A 15,940-nucleotide genomic window follows, 5' to 3' on the forward strand; every position below is an offset into this window, starting at 1 on the left:
CAGGGTCTTGCTCACCTTCTTTGTGTGTTAAAAGAAGGCCTTGAATAATAAACTAGGAGATGTGAAAGATGAACCAACAAACAGTGAATGTAATCGGAGCCGGACTCGCAGGAAGTGAAGCAGCATGGCAGCTTGCCAAACGCGGGATTCAAGTTAAATTGTATGAAATGCGGCCTGTGAAACAAACGCCTGCGCACCATACTGATAAATTTGCCGAGCTAGTCTGCAGCAACTCTCTTCGCTCTAATACACTTGCTAACGCGGTCGGTGTATTAAAGGAAGAGATGCGTGCGCTTGATTCAGCCATCATCGCGGCTGCTGACGAATGTTCGGTGCCTGCCGGAGGGGCTCTTGCAGTAGACCGTCATGAATTTGCCGCAAGTGTGACAAATCGGGTAAAAAATCATCCAAACGTAACCGTTATTAATGAAGAAGTGACTGAGATTCCTGAAGGTCCTACCATTATCGCAACGGGACCGTTAACATCTGAATCGCTGTCTGCCCAGCTGAAGGAGCTGACTGGAGAGGACTATTTATATTTTTATGACGCAGCGGCGCCAATTGTAGAAAAAGACAGCCTTGATATGGATAAGGTGTACTTGAAATCCCGCTATGATAAAGGTGAAGCAGCATATTTGAACTGCCCTATGACAGAAGAAGAATTTGACCGTTTCCATGAAGCTTTAACATCAGCAGAAACAGTCCCGTTAAAAGAATTTGAAAAAGAGATTTTCTTTGAAGGCTGCATGCCGATTGAAGTCATGGCAAAACGCGGTAAGAAAACAATGCTTTTCGGTCCGATGAAACCGGTTGGGCTAGAGCATCCTGTTACAGGAAAACGTCCTTATGCCGTCGTTCAGCTCAGACAGGATGATGCTGCGGGCACACTTTATAATATTGTAGGATTCCAGACACATTTAAAATGGGGAGATCAAAAGGAAGTCCTCAAATTGATTCCAGGGCTTGAAAATGTAGAAATCGTCAGATATGGCGTGATGCACAGAAATACATTTATTAACTCTCCTAGCTTGTTAAAGCCGACTTATCAATTTCAAAACCGCAGTGACCTGTTCTTTGCAGGCCAAATGACGGGAGTAGAAGGATATGTGGAATCAGCTGCTTCAGGACTGGTAGCAGGTATTAATGCGGCGAAGCTTGTATTGGGAGAAGAGCTTGTTATTTTCCCGCAGGAAACGGCAATTGGCAGTATGGCTCATTATATTACAACAACAAACCAGAAGAACTTCCAGCCGATGAATGCAAACTTTGGGCTTTTAAAAGAACTGCCTGTTAAAATTAAAAATAAAAAAGAACGAAATGAACAATACGCGAATCGTGCAATTGAAACAATTCAAACAATTTCGAAAACAATATAGGTATTGATTGCAACCTGAACGCGATTTGTGATACCATTTAAAAGCCCTTCCTGGGGAGGTATTAGGCATGGAGAATGTTAAGAATTTCGTAAAGTTATTCGTTGAATATTTACAAATTGAAAAAAATTATTCACAATATACTATTGTGAATTATGTGGATTCAATTGAAGAATTCGAGACTTTCCTGCGCGTTCAAGGTATAAATGGATTTGAAGAAGCTGCATATCAAGATACTAGGATTTTTTTGACAGAAGCCTATGAAAAAGGTTTATCGAGAAGAACAATAAGCAAAAAGATATCTGCATTAAGAAGCTTTTATAAGTTTCTAATGCGGGAAAAGCTTGTTGAAGAAAATCCGTTTCAGCTTGTTCATCTGCCGAAACAAGAGAAACGGATACCGAAGTTTCTATATCAAAAAGAGCTTGAGGAGCTGTTTGAAGTTTCAGATATAAGCCAGCCGGCCGGAATGAGGGATCAAGCGCTGTTAGAGCTGCTCTATGCTACCGGAATGAGGGTCAGTGAATGCTGTTCCATAACTGTTAATGATGTTGATTTATTTATGGACACTGTGCTTGTTCACGGTAAAGGCAAGAAGCAGCGTTATATCCCCTTTGGGTCTTATGCCCGCGAAGCGTTGAAGGTATACATGAATAGCGGAAGACAGTGCTTGCTGATGAAGGCAAAAGAACCTCATGATCTATTATTCGTAAATCAAAGAGGCGGACCGCTTACAGCCCGTGGCATCAGACATATTTTAAGCGGGCTTGTTCAAAAAGCGTCCGGCACTTTACATATCCATCCGCATATGCTTCGACACACGTTCGCCACCCATCTGTTAAATGAAGGAGCGGATTTGAGAAGCGTTCAAGAACTGCTCGGGCATTCCAATCTGTCTTCGACACAGATATACACGCACGTTTCGAAGGAAATGTTGAGAAACACATATATGTCCCACCACCCAAGAGCATTTAAGAAAAATTAAAGGAGGCCCTTTATGTCATCTTTTCATGCGACCACAATATTTGCCGTACAGCATAAAGGACGAAGCGCTATGTCTGGAGACGGCCAAGTAACGTTTGGTCAGGCTGTTGTCATGAAACACACGGCACGAAAAGTGAGAAAACTGTTTAACGGCAAGGTTCTTGCTGGCTTTGCGGGATCTGTTGCAGACGCTTTCACTTTATTCGAAAAGTTTGAAGCCAAGCTTGAAGAATATAACGGCAACTTAAAACGGGCGGCTGTTGAGCTTGCGAAGGAATGGCGCAGCGATAAAGTGCTTAGAAAGCTTGAAGCCATGCTGATTGTGATGAATCAGGATACTTTGCTTCTCGTATCGGGAACAGGCGAGGTGATCGAACCAGATGACGGTATCCTTGCAATTGGATCAGGAGGCAATTACGCTTTGGCAGCCGGAAGAGCCTTGAAAAAGCATGCCGGTGAAAGTATGACCGCAAGTGAGATTGCAAGAGCCGCATTAGAAACAGCAGGCGAAATTTGTGTTTACACGAACGATCAAATCATACTGGAAGAGCTTGAATAGAAAGGACTTGAGGCGCATGGAAAAAAAACCGTTAACTCCTAGACAGATTGTAGATCGGTTAGACCAATATATTGTCGGTCAGCAAAACGCGAAAAAAGCTGTCGCCGTGGCATTAAGAAACCGCTATAGAAGAAGTCTTCTGGATGAAAAGCTGAAGGACGAGGTCGTTCCGAAAAACATTTTAATGATGGGGCCTACCGGCGTTGGGAAAACTGAAATTGCCAGACGAATCGCTAAGCTTTCAGGTGCGCCATTTATCAAAATTGAAGCAACTAAATTTACTGAAGTCGGCTATGTAGGCAGAGATGTCGAATCAATGGTCAGAGATCTTGTGGAGACTTCTGTTCGGCTTATAAAAGAAGAGAAAATGAACGAAGTAAAGGAACAGGCAGAAGAAAATGCAAATAAACGCATTGTTCGTCTGTTAGTTCCTGGGAAGAAAAAACAATCAGGCGTTAAAAATCCGTTTGAAATGTTTTTTGGCGGCAGCCAGCCGAATGGTGAAGATGAGGCGGAGAGCCAGGAAGAAGCAAATATTGAAGAAAAAAGAAAACGAATGGCGCATCAGCTGGCTTTAGGAGAGCTCGAAGACTACTATGTAACAGTAGAAGTCGAAGAACAACAGCCTTCTATGTTTGACATGCTGCAGGGCTCGGGTATGGAGCAGATGGGCATGAACATGCAGGATGCGCTGAGCGGATTAATGCCAAAGAAAAAGAAACGACGCAAAATGACAGTCAGAGAAGCCAGAAAAGTCCTGACGAATGAAGAAGCTAGCAAACTCATCGATATGGATGAAGTCAGCCAGGAAGCTGTTCAGAGAGCAGAAGAGAGCGGGATTATCTTTATCGATGAGATTGATAAAATCGCAAAAAACGGTGGTGCATCTTCTTCTGCCGATGTTTCAAGAGAAGGCGTTCAGCGGGATATCCTGCCGATTGTTGAGGGTTCTACCGTTGTCACAAAATATGGTTCTGTAAAAACAGATCATGTATTATTTATTGCAGCAGGAGCGTTTCATATGGCCAAACCATCTGATTTGATTCCTGAACTGCAGGGGCGTTTCCCGATTCGTGTAGAACTGAACAAACTCACGGTGGATGACTTCGTGAGAATTTTGGTTGAGCCGGATAATGCGCTCTTGAAACAATATCAAGCATTATTGCAGACTGAAGGTATATCTCTTGAATTTTCTGACGAAGCTATTCATAAGATTGCTGAAGTTGCTTATCATGTGAACCAGGACACAGATAATATCGGTGCGAGACGCCTTCATACAATACTTGAACGCCTATTAGAAGATTTGTCGTTCGAAGCTCCTGATGTAACGATGGAGAAAATAACGATTACACCACAGTATGTCGAAGAAAAACTCGGAACGATAGCCAAAAACAAAGATTTAAGTCAATTTATATTGTGAAAAATTTAATATGAGGAATGTTTAGGAGGATTATTTATCATGGCTTTATTACAAAAAACAAGAATTATTAACTCCATGCTGCAAGCTGCGGCAGGGAAACCGGTAAACTTCAAGGAAATGGCGGAGACGCTGCGGGATGTCATTGATTCCAATATTTTCGTTGTAAGCCGCAGAGGGAAACTCCTTGGGTATTCTATTAACCAGCAAATTGAAAATGATCGTATGAAAAAAATGCTTGAGGATCGTCAATTCCCTGAAGAATATACGAAAAATCTGTTTAATGTCCCTGAAACATCTTCTAACTTGGATATTAATAGTGAATACACTGCTTTCCCTGTTGAGAACAGAGACTTATTCCAAGCTGGTTTAACGACAATTGTGCCGATCATCGGAGGAGGGGAAAGATTAGGAACACTCATTCTTTCACGTTTACAGGATCAATTCAATGATGATGACTTAATTCTAGCTGAATACGGCGCAACAGTTGTCGGAATGGAAATCCTAAGAGAAAAAGCAGAAGAAATTGAAGAGGAAGCAAGAAGTAAAGCTGTCGTACAAATGGCTATCAGCTCGCTTTCTTACAGTGAGCTTGAAGCAATTGAGCACATTTTTGAGGAGCTTGACGGAAACGAAGGCCTTCTCGTTGCTAGTAAAATCGCTGACCGCGTCGGCATTACCCGTTCGGTTATTGTGAACGCACTGAGAAAGCTGGAGAGTGCCGGCGTCATTGAGTCAAGATCATTAGGAATGAAAGGTACTTATATCAAAGTGCTAAACAACAAATTCCTAATCGAATTAGAAAATCTAAAATCTCATTAATCAAAAAAAGAACCCCCTTTAAGGGGTTCTTTTTTTATTTCAAATAAAGGAAATCAATAAGCTTTATTTCCTGGGTTGAAAGTCTTTCTGTGTAATGATTTTAATAAATCTTGCATATTTCTTCAAAAAGTTTCAAAAATGACGAAAAGAAAGGAGAAAAAACAGAAATTCTGCTATTTTCAGGCTTATATCAAGGCGGGAAATGTAGTTCTAACAATCTAGGACTTTATGCCTAGTTATAAAATAGATAATTGTGAGGACATTTTTTTACACGAACTTCATAGACTTTATGCCTGTTATTTCTTACAATAAGCATATAGTTTTACAATTCTCGACAAGGATATTGAGGGTGAAAAAAACTGAAATGGAGGTAAGTGGATTTGAGCTTATTTTCTGGAACGATACAAAATCTTGAAAATGCCTTGAGCAGAGCGGATATTAAGCAAAAAGTCATAACTAATAATATCGCCAATATAGATACACCGAACTATAAGGCGAAAAAAGTCTCTTTCCAAAATTTATTAGATCAAGAATCCTCACGTCTTGATGCGATAAAAACAGACTATCGTCATGTTGATTTTTCTGATACTGATTCGAATTATTCAATTGTTGCGAGCGGAGATACATCGTATCAGCAAAATGGAAACAATGTCGATGTTGACAAAGAGATGACAGAATTGGCGCAAAATCAAATCAACTATCAAGCTTTAGTTGAAAGAATGAACGGTAAATTTAATTCACTGAAGACCGTATTAACAGGAGGAAAATGATGACAGCTTTTCAGAGCTTAAATGTTTCAGCATCTGCTTTAACAGCTCAGCGGGTCAGAATGGATGTTGTATCATCTAACTTAGCAAATATGGATACGACAAGAGCTAAGCAGGTGAATGGAGAGTGGGTGCCTTACAGAAGAAAAATGGTCTCCCTTCAGTCAAAAGGTGAATCGTTCTCTTCCATTCTTAATTCTCAAATGAGCGGAAGCGGTCATGCTGGAAACGGTGTGAAGGTTTCAAAAATTACGGAGGATAAATCGGATTTTAATCTTGTCTATGATCCGACAGATCCTGATGCAAACGCTGAAGGATATGTACAAAAACCTAATGTAGATCCATTAAAGGAAATGGTTGACCTTGTCAGCAGCACCAGATCATATGAGGCGAATGTCACTGCGATGAATGCCACAAAGGGAATGCTGATGAAGGCATTAGAAATCGGAAAGTAGGTGAATGAATGTGATTAATGCAATTTCTCCTTTTCAGGTTCAAAATACTCAAAACACTCAAAATGCAACAAATCAAGTAAACAATAGCCAAAAAACAGATTCTTCAAATCAAACAAGCTTTTCGGAGCTTTTAAAAAACTCTATTAGTTCGTTAAATGAGTCCCAAGTAGCTTCTGACAACATGACTAATGCCTTGGCTGCAGGAAAAGATGTAAATCTTGATGAGGTCATGATCGCCGCTCAAAAAGCTAGCATCTCTCTAACTGCAGCAACAGAGTTCCGCAATAAAGCTGTGGAAGCTTATCAGGAGATTATGAGAATGCAAATGTAGGGGGTCTGACGATTTAGAGAAAGAGTGGAATGACCGGGGGTTAACATGAATCGTACTCTAATGCAAATGAAAAACAAAACGAGTGAGTTTTGGAAAAATAGATCTAAATTACAAAAGATTTTAATGGTTAGTGTGTTAGCGGCAATTATTATTATTGGAATTATTATTAGTGTTTTTGCTTCCAGTACAAAGATGGCTCCGCTTTACAAAGATTTATCTGCCGAAGAAGCAGGAAAAATCAAAGAAGAATTGGATGCGAAAAAAGTACCAAACGAACTTTCGAGTGGAGGTACAGTGATTAGCGTTCCGGAGGATCAGGTTGATTCTTTGAAAGTGCAGCTGGCTGCAGAAGGACTTCCTAAAACAGGATCAATTGATTACTCGTTTTTTGGGCAGAATGCCGGCTTTGGTTTGACAGACAATGAGTTTGATATGGTAAAAGTGAAAGCGACACAGACAGAACTGTCAAACTTGATCAATGAAATGGACGGTATTAAAAACTCAAAAGTAATGATTAATCTCCCGAAAGACGCTGTGTTTGTCGGTGAAGAGCAATCTGCAGCTTCTGCTTCAATCGTTCTGCAGATTCAACCGGGTTACACACTTGACCAAAGCCAGATCAACGGATTGTATCATCTGGTATCTAAAAGCGTGCCGAACCTAAAAGAAGATAATATCGTCATCATGGACCAAAATTCTACATACTACGACAAATCAGACAGCAATGCAGGGTCCTACGCGGATAGTTATTCTTCGCAGCAAGGAATTAAGTCTCAAGTTGAAAAAGACATTCAAAAACATGTTCAGTCACTGCTAGGTACGATGATGGGTCAAGATAAAGTCGTTGTCTCCGTTACAGCAGACATCGATTTCACAAAAGAAAATCGTACAGAAGACATTGTCGAACCTGTGGATAAAGAGAACATGGAAGGCATTGCAGTCAGCGCGGAAAAGGTATCTGAAACATACCAGGGCGACGGTGCAGCCAACGGCGGAACTGCCGGAACCGGCGAGGATGATGTCACAAATTATAAGGCTGATGGTGAAAATGCCGAAAGCGGGAACTACGAAAAAAATAGCAACAAAATCAATTACGAGGTTAACCGAATCCATAAAGAAATCGCTGAAAGTCCTTATAAGGTCAGAGATTTAGGGATTCAAGTCATGGTAGAGCCGCCTGATGCCAAAAACACAGCGTCACTATCAACTGAAAGACAGGATGATATACAAAAAATCCTTTCAACTGTAGTCAGAACATCTTTAGATAAAGATGAAACGCAAAACCAGAATTTATCTGATGCTGATATCAATAATAAAATTGTTGTCTCCGTTCAGCCATTTGACGGAAAAGTCAATTTGGATACAAACACGGAGAAATCCTCAGGTATCCCGCTGTGGGCATATATTACAGGCGGTGTTTTAATCGCTGCGATTATTGTTCTGATCATTATGCTTATCAGAAAGAAACGGGCGCAAGAGGATGAATTCGAGGAGTATGAGTATGAGGTTCCTCAAGAACCAATCAATTTACCTGATATCAACGAAGAGGAAAATGAAACAGCGGAAACAGTCAGACGAAAACAGCTTGAAAAGATGGCGAAAGACAAGCCGGAAGATTTTGCAAAACTGCTGAGAAGCTGGCTGGCCGAGGATTAGGAGGAATAAGAAATGGCGAGACGTGATCAAGATAAGCTTACAGGAAAACAAAAAGCAGCCATTCTCATGATTTCCTTGGGGTTAGATGTGTCAGCTTCTGTTTATAAGCACTTAACCGATGAAGAAATTGAAAGGCTTACGCTGGAAATATCAGGTGTTCGAAGCGTCGATCATCAAAAAAAGGATGAAATCATAGAAGAATTTCACAATATAGCCATTGCACAAGATTATATTTCTCAAGGCGGTTTAAGCTATGCAAGACAAGTTCTAGAAAAGGCGCTTGGAGAGGATAAAGCGGAAAACATTCTAAACAGGCTGACGTCTTCTTTGCAGGTGAAACCATTTGATTTCGCCAGAAAAGCGGAGCCTGAACAAATTTTGAATTTTATCCAGCAAGAGCATCCTCAGACAATGGCTTTAATCTTGTCTTATTTAGATCCTGTGCAGGCCGGGCAAATTTTATCGGAGCTGAATCCTGAAGTTCAGGCTGAGGTTGCGAGAAGAATTGCGGTCATGGATAGAACGTCACCAGAAATTATTAATGAGGTAGAACGGATTCTGGAACAAAAATTATCTTCTGCATTTACTCAGGATTATACACAAACAGGCGGAATTGAAGCTGTTGTGGAAGTGTTAAACGGAGTAGACAGAGGGACAGAGAAGACGATCTTGGATTCATTGGAAATTCAGGATCCCGATCTTGCTGAAGAGATTAAAAAGCGGATGTTTGTCTTCGAAGATATTGTCACACTTGATAACCGTGCTATTCAGAGAGTCATTCGCGATGTTGAGAACGACGATTTGCTCCTTTCATTAAAGGTTGCAAGCGAGGAAGTCAAAGAAATTGTATTCAGCAATATGTCACAGCGTATGGTTGAAACCTTCAAAGAAGAAATGGAATTTATGGGCCCTGTACGCTTGAAAGACGTAGAAGAAGCTCAATCGAGAATTGTAAGCATCGTCAGAAAGCTTGAAGAAGCCGGTGAAATTGTGATAGCAAGAGGCGGAGGGGATGATATTATTGTCTAATATCATTAAACAAGAATCATCTTTTTCTCCACAAAAGGAAAAAAGAAAACTTTCTATACAAGAGGTGCGTATTGATCATTCCCACCTTTTGCAGGCTGAAGAGAACCCGGAGGCTCTTATGGCCCGAGTGAAAGAGGAAGCTGACCGGATTTCTGAGCAGGCGAACAGTCATATAGAAAATACTCGCCGTCAAATTGAGCAGGAGAAAAATGATTGGGCGGCTGAAAAACAGAAGCTGATTGAGGAAGCAAAAGCCGAGGGCTTTGAAGAAGGAGTAGCATTGGGCAAAGCTGAGGCAATGCAACAGTATGCCGAACTGATCGGCCAAGCGAACAGAATTACTGAAATGTCCAGAAAAGCTGTTGAGGACAAGCTTGAAGACGCTAATGAAGAAATCGTTGAACTTGCCGTTGCATTAGCAAAAAAAGTTTGGCAGCAAAAATCTGATGATAAAGAAGCTTTCCTCCTGCTTGTACAACAGGTTGTAAACGAAGTGAAGGAATATGACGATATATCAATTTATGTTGATCCTTATTACTATGAGACAATCTTTCAGCAAAAAGATGAAATCCAGCAGCTTCTTTATAAAGAATGCCGTCTTGGTATATATGCTGATGAAAAAGCTCAAAAAGGAACCTGTTATATTGAAACTCCTTTTGGCAGGGTAGATGCAAGTGTTGACACACAATTGATGCAATTGAAAGATAAACTTCTGACAGCGCTGGAAGCGGGTGCAGCTGAATGAAGACACAGAGTCTGATAGATTGTATAGAAATGACAGACTCGTATAAACGGTACGGAAAAGTCAAGCGGGTCATCGGCCTGATGATTGAATCAAAAGGTCCTGCAAGCTCAATTGGCGACGTGTGCCTGATTTATGCAAAAGGACAATCTGGGAAAGTCATTAAAGCTGAGGTAGTCGGCTTCCAAGAAGAAAATATTTTGCTTATGCCGTATTTAGAGGCTGCGAGTATTGCACCAGGCAGCATTGTAGAAGCTACTGGGGAATCTCTTCGGGTTAAAGTTGGATCTGGACTGATCGGGCAAGTCATCGATGCTTTTGGAGAACCGCTTGACGGAAAACTTCTGCCGAAAGGACTTTCGCCTGTATCGACGGAGCAATCACCGCCCAACCCGATGAAACGGCCGCCTATCCGTGAAAAAATGGGTGTTGGCGTCAGATCCATTGACAGCTTGCTGACAGTCGGTAAAGGTCAGCGGATTGGAATTTTTGCCGGAAGCGGTGTCGGAAAGAGCACATTAATGGGGATGATTGCCAAGCAGACAGAAGCTGACTTAAACGTCATTGCACTTGTCGGAGAACGTGGACGAGAGGTCCGGGAGTTTATTGAAAAAGATCTTGGGAAAGAGGGGCTGAAACGATCGATTGTAGTTGTTGCCACCTCAGACCAGCCAGCATTAATGAGATTGAAAGCGGCATATACAGCGACTGCAATTGCCGAGTATTTTCGAGATAAAGGCCAAAATGTCATGTTTATGATGGATTCTGTTACAAGGGTGGCGATGGCGCAGCGGGAGATTGGTTTAGCTGCTGGAGAACCACCGACGACAAAAGGCTATACACCCTCTGTGTTCGCTATTTTACCTCGTTTATTAGAGCGAACAGGTGCAAACGAGCACGGAACCATTACGGCGTTTTATACAGTGCTGGTAGACGGCGATGACATGAATGAGCCGATTGCCGATACCGTACGCGGAATTTTAGACGGACATATTGTGTTGGACAGGGCGCTTGCCAATAAAGGCCAGTTTCCGGCAGTTAATGTCCTAAAAAGCATCAGCAGGGTGATGTCAAACATATCGACAAGACAGCACCTTGATGCGGCAAATAAATTCCGCGAACTTTTATCGACATATCAAAATTCGGAAGATCTCATTAATATCGGAGCTTACAAAAGAGGCTCCTCAAGAGAAATTGATGAAGCGATACAATTTTATCCGCAGCTTATTCAATTTTTAAAGCAGGGAACAGATGAACCGGCATCATTGGAAGAAAGCATTGCTGCATTAACTAGTTTGACAGGAAATGAGGAATAAAACGTGGCTTATCAATTTAGATTCCAAAAGCTGCTGGAACTAAAAGAAAATGAGAAAGACCAATCCTTATCCGATTATCAGCAATCAGTTTCTGAATTTGAAAACGTTGCTGAAAAATTATATGAAAGTATGAGCAAAAAAGAATTACTAGAACAAAATAAAGAAAAGAAATTAAAAAGCGGCATGAGTGTACAGGAAATGAGGCACTACCAACAATTTGTCTCAAATCTTGATAATACGATTTATCACTATCAAAAGCTTGTCATTATGAAAAGAAATCAAATGAATCAAAAACAAGAAATTTTGACAGAGAAAAATATTGAAGTGAAAAAGTTTGAAAAAATGCGTGAAAAACAGTTTAAAATGTTTGCTCTTGAAGACAAAGCTGCAGAAATGAAAGAAATGGACGATATTTCGATTAAGCAGTTTATGATTCAAGGCCATTAGGAGCGAATGTAATGTCCGGCAAAAAGAAAGAATCAGGTAAGTTCCGTTCGGTTTTGCTTATCATTATCCTCCCGCTGATGTTTCTTCTAATCGTAGGGGGGATTGTTCTTTGGGCTGCTGGTGTCAATGTGTTAAAGCCGATCCAGGATGCTGCGGCAAAGACGCCGGTTCTTAAGGAATTGGTTCCTGAAACCGAAAATAAAAAAGACACAGCATCAAGTAAGGATAGCAGTAATACGGCAGCTCTGGAAAAGACCATTAAAGATCAAAAAAGTGAAATCAGTATATTGAATAAAGATTTAGAAACAAGCAAATCGGAAATCGATAGGCTCAATCAAAAGATCCGTTCACTTGAAAAGACGGCGGAGGACCAAAAAAAGTCATCTGAAGATCATACTGAGGGAACATCAGACTCGAAAGCTTCTTCTAAAAATGACAAAGTGATCAGTGTGTACAAAAGCATGGACAGCGGAAAGGCTGCGAAAATTATTGCCCAATTAAAGGAGCAAGAAGCACTGAAAATATTGAATGGCCTAAGCAAAAAGCAGCTTGCTGACATATTGGCAAAAATGACTCCTGAGCAAGCAGCAACCTATACAGAAAAAATTGCTGCCAGCCAAGAATAGGGGGAATTAAAGGTGAAGCTGCTTGAATTATCGGGACCTTTGCTACAAACGACAACGGGTTCTGCCGCTAAAAGCATGAAAAGTAGCCCGGGTGTTTTTCAAAACTGGCTTATATCTGAGGCAGGTTTAAAGGAACTCTCAGAACAAGAAAAGGGTACTCCGAATTCCGGAGGCCAGCTTTTAGAAGATGCGCTTAAAAAGATCGGTGAATGGCTAAAAGCAAGTCCTGAAGATCAAGACAAACAAAATGCGGGTCTTCTGCAAACATTAAGCAAACTGACAGGGAAGCAATTGGATGCGAATGCTCTGCAAATGTTGCAAAATCTTTTGCAAGCAGTTGAATCAAGATTGTCAGGCGGGATGGATCAATTGCTCACAGAAACAGAGAAAATCTTTTCAGAAGCTAAAACGGCTCTGAGTGCCAATGATTCTGCTCTTGACATTAATGGACAACTGAAGTCCGATACAGAGCAATCAAATCAGGAAAATGAAGTATCCGAGGCTGCTAAAGAATTGATCTATATCCAGATGTTCATTAGCCAGCTTGTAGAAGGGAATAAGCTGACTGATCGAGGGAACGGCAATGAAGCTCATGCCATTTACCAAAATGGGGATCAATTTCTTTCTGCATTAGAAAAAAAAGGTGTATCTCAACAGCTAATTCAGGATCTTAAACAGCAAATGTTCACCAAAGATGAGTCGAGTTCAAAACTTTATTCGATGACAGCGTCAGAGCTGAAAAGTTTTCAAAGCTTAATGGATCAAATGTCTATGCTCCCTCAAAAAGGGACCAAAGAATGGAGTTTAGCTGAAAGCCAGCTGAAAGCTTTCTTGTTATCGAAATCATCCGAATCATCACAAGACTTTGGGAAGAGTGTTTTCACACCGCTTTCGCAGAGTTCATCCAGCAAAAGTGCATCGGATGTTTCTGGAAGTATTCAGCCTGTAGATAGTAAATCAGGACTCCAAATGATGTTTTCAGGGTATCGGGGCATAGGAGGAGTTCAAACACTTGATCTGCAGCAGATGTCATCTGATATACCAAATGCTGAAACAAAAACGGTGGCTGATCAAGTGATCAATGCGTGGAAGCAGATGAAATATACGCCTTTCGGCAGATCAACGGGAAGCTTCACCATTCGGTTGAACCCTGAACATTTAGGATTTGTCACAATCAAGCTGACAAATGAAAATGGAATGTTTCAGAGTAAAATCATTGCATCTAGCCAATCAGCAAAAGAATTGCTTGAACAGCATCTTCCGCAGCTGAAGCAATCATTGCCGAATATGGCCGTCCAAATAGACCGTTTTACTCTTCCGGTCCAAAGCGGGGATCAGCCGATATACGGCCAGCTTGCTGATGAACAGAAACAGCAGCAAGAGGGGCAGAGACAGCAAAGACAGAAAAAGCAATCAAATGATTTTGGCGATCTGCTCGATGAAGTGTCGATGGTTGAAATGGAGGAGGAAGAATGACTTCTATAAGTTCAGAATATAAACTGCCTGAAAAAACGAATACCGTGTCGACGAACAACAGCAGCTTGGGGAAAGATGAGTTTTTAAAAATTTTAATGACTCAAGTTCAAAACCAAGATCCGCTCAACCCGGTTGACGATAAAGAATTTATCAGCCAGATGGCGACTTTTTCAAGCTTGGAACAGATAATGAATCTGAATACAACGATGACTAAATTCGTCGAAAACCAAGATCCGTTTACAACGTATGTTGATTGGATGGGAAAAGAAGTATCTTGGACTGATGGTAAAAGTGCAACAGATAAAACAGGCACAGTAAGCTCTGTTAAACATTCTAAAGGAAATTATTATCTCGTTCTTGATGATGGGACCGAGATCAGTCCTGCGAATGTCATGTCTGTGGGACAATCATCAAAATAAAAAAATCTGGGGGAATACATTATGTTACGTTCACTTTATTCTGGAATCAGCGGTATGAAAAACTTTCAAACAAAGCTTGACGTAATCGGTAACAACATTGCAAACGTGAACACAGTAGGATTCAAAAAGAGCCGTGTGACTTTTAAAGATATGGTAAGCCAAACGATTGCCGGCGGTTCTGCGGCCGGTGCAACAATCGGCGGAACAAACTCTAAGCAAATCGGTTTAGGTTCATCATCTGGCACAATTGATACAATTCATTCAACAAGCGCGACACAAAGCACAGGAAGAACACTTGATTTAGCAATCGATGGCGATGGCTATTTTCAAATTGATACAGGCGCCGGAACAGCTTATACAAGAGCTGGAAACTTCTATTTAGATAACACCGGAACATTGGTTACAGGTGATGGCTACCATGTACTAAATATGAATGGCGGAACAATTAAAATTCCTACTGATGCACAGAGCTTCACTATCGGTTCTGATGGTAAGGTATCGATCGTTGATGCCAACGGTCAACCACAAGACGGCGGACAAATCGGGATTGTGACTTTTGCCAACAGTGACGGCTTAGATAAAATCGGGAGCAACTTATACCGTGAATCTTTAAACTCGGGTACGGCCAGTGCAGCGAACCAGCCTGGTGATGGTGGTACAGGTTCTCTTAAATCAGGATTTCTCGAAATGTCTAACGTTGATTTAACTGACGAATTTACTGAAATGATCGTAGCCCAGCGCGGATTCCAATCAAACTCAAAAATTATTACAACATCTGATGAAATCCTTCAAGAACTGGTTAACCTTAAACGTTAAGGAGGGAGGGGAGGCGAGTAATCGCTTCTCCGCTGTTTTATGATTAAAGTAACCCGTTTGAACGGGCAGCCCTTTACACTGAATGCGCTATTTATTGAACAGATTGAATGCTTTCCGGATACTACAATCACTCTGTCAAACGGTAAGAAGTTTGTAGTGAAAGAAGATGAAGAAACTGTTCTGGAAAAGATCGCATCTTTCTACCGAAACATACAAATATTTTCAATGGATCAAGGAATAGAGGAACCGGAATGAAGAAAAAGTTAATGATCATCTTACTAATTATTCTTATCGTAATTGGTGCTCTCGGGGCAACGGCTTATTTTGTGTTAGGCGGAAAGTCCGAAAAAAGTGAAGCGAAAAAAAGTATTGATGAAATTGTTTCATCTTCTGTTGATGTAGAAGAAATCACAACAAATTTAAAGTCTGATAACATTATCCGTCTTGCTATTAAACTTGAAACTGATTCTGATAAATCAAAAGAAGAACTTGAGAAACGTGATTTTCAAGTGAAAGACGCTGTTATATCACTGCTGGCTGATACGAATGCTGATCAGATTGAGGGAGACAAGGGAAAAGAAACCTTTAAGAAGGAACTAAAAGATAAAATAAATAGCTACCTCCAAGAAGGAAAAGTAGAAAAAGTGTATATTACCTCCTTTAATCTGCAATAAAACATAATTTGACAGAATACGGAGGTGAGGA

19 protein-coding genes are annotated in these 15,940 nt (G+C 40.9%); all 19 read left to right on the forward strand.

Translation table 11 applies throughout. From position 1 onward, the window contains the following. Positions 1-68 precede the first annotated feature (68 nt). The 19 genes from trmFO to fliL all read left to right on the forward strand — a co-directional run bounded on the left by trmFO (position 69) and on the right by fliL (position 15,909). Positions 69-1,376: an FADH(2)-oxidizing methylenetetrahydrofolate--tRNA-(uracil(54)-C(5))-methyltransferase TrmFO gene (trmFO, locus tag MY9_RS08860; protein WP_014663960.1), complete on the forward strand. Its 1,308-nt coding sequence runs from the start codon at positions 69-71 to the stop codon at positions 1,374-1,376. Between the two features lie 67 nt (positions 1,377-1,443). Further along, positions 1,444-2,358 (forward strand): tyrosine recombinase XerC, encoded by a 915-nt coding sequence (gene xerC / locus MY9_RS08865; protein WP_014663961.1) that lies wholly within the window; start codon positions 1,444-1,446, stop codon positions 2,356-2,358. Between the two features lie 12 nt (positions 2,359-2,370). Beyond that, entirely contained in the window at positions 2,371-2,916 is a 546-nt protein-coding gene (gene clpQ, locus MY9_RS08870) for an ATP-dependent protease subunit ClpQ (RefSeq protein WP_014663962.1), read from the forward strand. Between the two features lie 16 nt (positions 2,917-2,932). Continuing rightward, on the forward strand, positions 2,933-4,336 hold the full coding sequence (gene hslU, locus MY9_RS08875; protein WP_014476801.1) for an HslU--HslV peptidase ATPase subunit: 1,404 nt from the start codon (positions 2,933-2,935) through the stop codon (positions 4,334-4,336). 39 nt (positions 4,337-4,375) lie between these two features. After that, positions 4,376-5,155, forward strand: a complete 780-nt coding sequence (gene codY / locus MY9_RS08880; protein ID WP_003220850.1) for a GTP-sensing pleiotropic transcriptional regulator CodY — start codon at positions 4,376-4,378, stop codon at positions 5,153-5,155. A 380-nt stretch (positions 5,156-5,535) separates the two neighbouring features. Next, complete coding sequence (flgB, locus tag MY9_RS08885; RefSeq protein WP_014663964.1) at positions 5,536-5,925, forward strand: flagellar basal body rod protein FlgB; 390 nt, start codon at positions 5,536-5,538, stop codon at positions 5,923-5,925. Beyond that, positions 5,925-6,377: a flagellar basal body rod protein FlgC gene (flgC, locus tag MY9_RS08890; protein ID WP_014663965.1), complete on the forward strand. Its 453-nt coding sequence runs from the start codon at positions 5,925-5,927 to the stop codon at positions 6,375-6,377. Before flgB ends, flgC begins: the two co-directional genes overlap by 1 nt. 10 nt (positions 6,378-6,387) lie before the next feature. Next, positions 6,388-6,708: a flagellar hook-basal body complex protein FliE gene (fliE, locus tag MY9_RS08895; protein ID WP_003238544.1), complete on the forward strand. Its 321-nt coding sequence runs from the start codon at positions 6,388-6,390 to the stop codon at positions 6,706-6,708. A 45-nt stretch (positions 6,709-6,753) separates the two neighbouring features. Beyond that, the gene (gene fliF / locus MY9_RS08900; protein ID WP_040083177.1) at positions 6,754-8,364 is read left to right on the forward strand and encodes a flagellar basal-body MS-ring/collar protein FliF; all 1,611 of its coding nucleotides are present in this window, start codon (positions 6,754-6,756) and stop codon (positions 8,362-8,364) included. Positions 8,365-8,376: 12 nt separating this feature from the next. After that, complete coding sequence (gene fliG / locus MY9_RS08905; RefSeq protein ID WP_014663967.1) at positions 8,377-9,393, forward strand: flagellar motor switch protein FliG; 1,017 nt, start codon at positions 8,377-8,379, stop codon at positions 9,391-9,393. Continuing rightward, positions 9,386-10,138: a flagellar assembly protein FliH gene (gene fliH / locus MY9_RS08910; protein WP_041521507.1), complete on the forward strand. Its 753-nt coding sequence runs from the start codon at positions 9,386-9,388 to the stop codon at positions 10,136-10,138. Before fliG ends, fliH begins: the two co-directional genes overlap by 8 nt. Then, complete coding sequence (gene fliI, locus MY9_RS08915) at positions 10,135-11,451, forward strand: flagellar protein export ATPase FliI (protein ID WP_014663969.1); 1,317 nt, start codon at positions 10,135-10,137, stop codon at positions 11,449-11,451. Before fliH ends, fliI begins: the two co-directional genes overlap by 4 nt. Positions 11,452-11,454: 3 nt before the next feature. After that, positions 11,455-11,898: a flagellar export protein FliJ gene (gene fliJ, locus MY9_RS08920; protein ID WP_014663970.1), complete on the forward strand. Its 444-nt coding sequence runs from the start codon at positions 11,455-11,457 to the stop codon at positions 11,896-11,898. An 11-nt stretch (positions 11,899-11,909) separates the two neighbouring features. Continuing rightward, complete coding sequence (locus MY9_RS08925) at positions 11,910-12,524, forward strand: MotE family protein (RefSeq protein ID WP_014663971.1); 615 nt, start codon at positions 11,910-11,912, stop codon at positions 12,522-12,524. 12 nt (positions 12,525-12,536) lie between these two features. Further along, on the forward strand, positions 12,537-14,000 hold the full coding sequence (locus MY9_RS08930; protein ID WP_014663972.1) for a flagellar hook-length control protein FliK: 1,464 nt from the start codon (positions 12,537-12,539) through the stop codon (positions 13,998-14,000). Then, a complete protein-coding gene (gene flgD, locus MY9_RS08935; RefSeq protein WP_014663973.1) occupies positions 13,997-14,419 on the forward strand; it encodes a flagellar hook assembly protein FlgD in 423 nt (140 codons plus the stop codon). Before MY9_RS08930 ends, flgD begins: the two co-directional genes overlap by 4 nt. A 21-nt stretch (positions 14,420-14,440) precedes the next feature. After that, positions 14,441-15,235 (forward strand): flagellar basal body rod protein FlgG, encoded by a 795-nt coding sequence (gene flgG, locus MY9_RS08940; protein WP_014663974.1) that lies wholly within the window; start codon positions 14,441-14,443, stop codon positions 15,233-15,235. Positions 15,236-15,274: 39 nt separating this feature from the next. Further along, complete coding sequence (swrD, locus tag MY9_RS08945; protein ID WP_014663975.1) at positions 15,275-15,490, forward strand: swarming motility protein SwrD; 216 nt, start codon at positions 15,275-15,277, stop codon at positions 15,488-15,490. Beyond that, a complete protein-coding gene (gene fliL / locus MY9_RS08950; RefSeq protein ID WP_014663976.1) occupies positions 15,487-15,909 on the forward strand; it encodes a flagellar basal body-associated protein FliL in 423 nt (140 codons plus the stop codon). Before swrD ends, fliL begins: the two co-directional genes overlap by 4 nt. The last annotated feature ends 31 nt before the right edge of the window (positions 15,910-15,940 follow it).

The organism is Bacillus sp. JS (genome assembly GCF_000259365.1).
Classification (GTDB): Bacteria; Bacillota; Bacilli; order Bacillales; family Bacillaceae; genus Bacillus; species Bacillus stercoris.

Excerpts from the sequence above, each read along its gene's own strand:
- flgC (WP_014663965.1), top strand. The coding sequence starts at position 5,925 with ATGACAGCTTTTCAGAGCTTAAATGTTTCAGCATCTGCTTTAACAGCT.
- clpQ (WP_014663962.1), top strand. The coding sequence starts at position 2,371 with ATGTCATCTTTTCATGCGACCACAATATTTGCCGTACAGCATAAAGGA.
- codY (WP_003220850.1), top strand. The coding sequence starts at position 4,376 with ATGGCTTTATTACAAAAAACAAGAATTATTAACTCCATGCTGCAAGCT.
- swrD (WP_014663975.1), top strand. The coding sequence starts at position 15,275 with ATGATTAAAGTAACCCGTTTGAACGGGCAGCCCTTTACACTGAATGCG.
- fliI (WP_014663969.1), top strand. The coding sequence starts at position 10,135 with ATGAAGACACAGAGTCTGATAGATTGTATAGAAATGACAGACTCGTAT.
- xerC (WP_014663961.1), top strand. The coding sequence starts at position 1,444 with ATGGAGAATGTTAAGAATTTCGTAAAGTTATTCGTTGAATATTTACAA.
- flgG (WP_014663974.1), top strand. The coding sequence starts at position 14,441 with ATGTTACGTTCACTTTATTCTGGAATCAGCGGTATGAAAAACTTTCAA.
- MY9_RS08925 (WP_014663971.1), top strand. The coding sequence starts at position 11,910 with ATGTCCGGCAAAAAGAAAGAATCAGGTAAGTTCCGTTCGGTTTTGCTT.
- trmFO (WP_014663960.1), top strand. The coding sequence starts at position 69 with ATGAACCAACAAACAGTGAATGTAATCGGAGCCGGACTCGCAGGAAGT.
- fliG (WP_014663967.1), top strand. The coding sequence starts at position 8,377 with ATGGCGAGACGTGATCAAGATAAGCTTACAGGAAAACAAAAAGCAGCC.
- hslU (WP_014476801.1), top strand. The coding sequence starts at position 2,933 with ATGGAAAAAAAACCGTTAACTCCTAGACAGATTGTAGATCGGTTAGAC.
- flgD (WP_014663973.1), top strand. The coding sequence starts at position 13,997 with ATGACTTCTATAAGTTCAGAATATAAACTGCCTGAAAAAACGAATACC.
- fliL (WP_014663976.1), top strand. The coding sequence starts at position 15,487 with ATGAAGAAAAAGTTAATGATCATCTTACTAATTATTCTTATCGTAATT.
- fliF (WP_040083177.1), top strand. The coding sequence starts at position 6,754 with ATGAATCGTACTCTAATGCAAATGAAAAACAAAACGAGTGAGTTTTGG.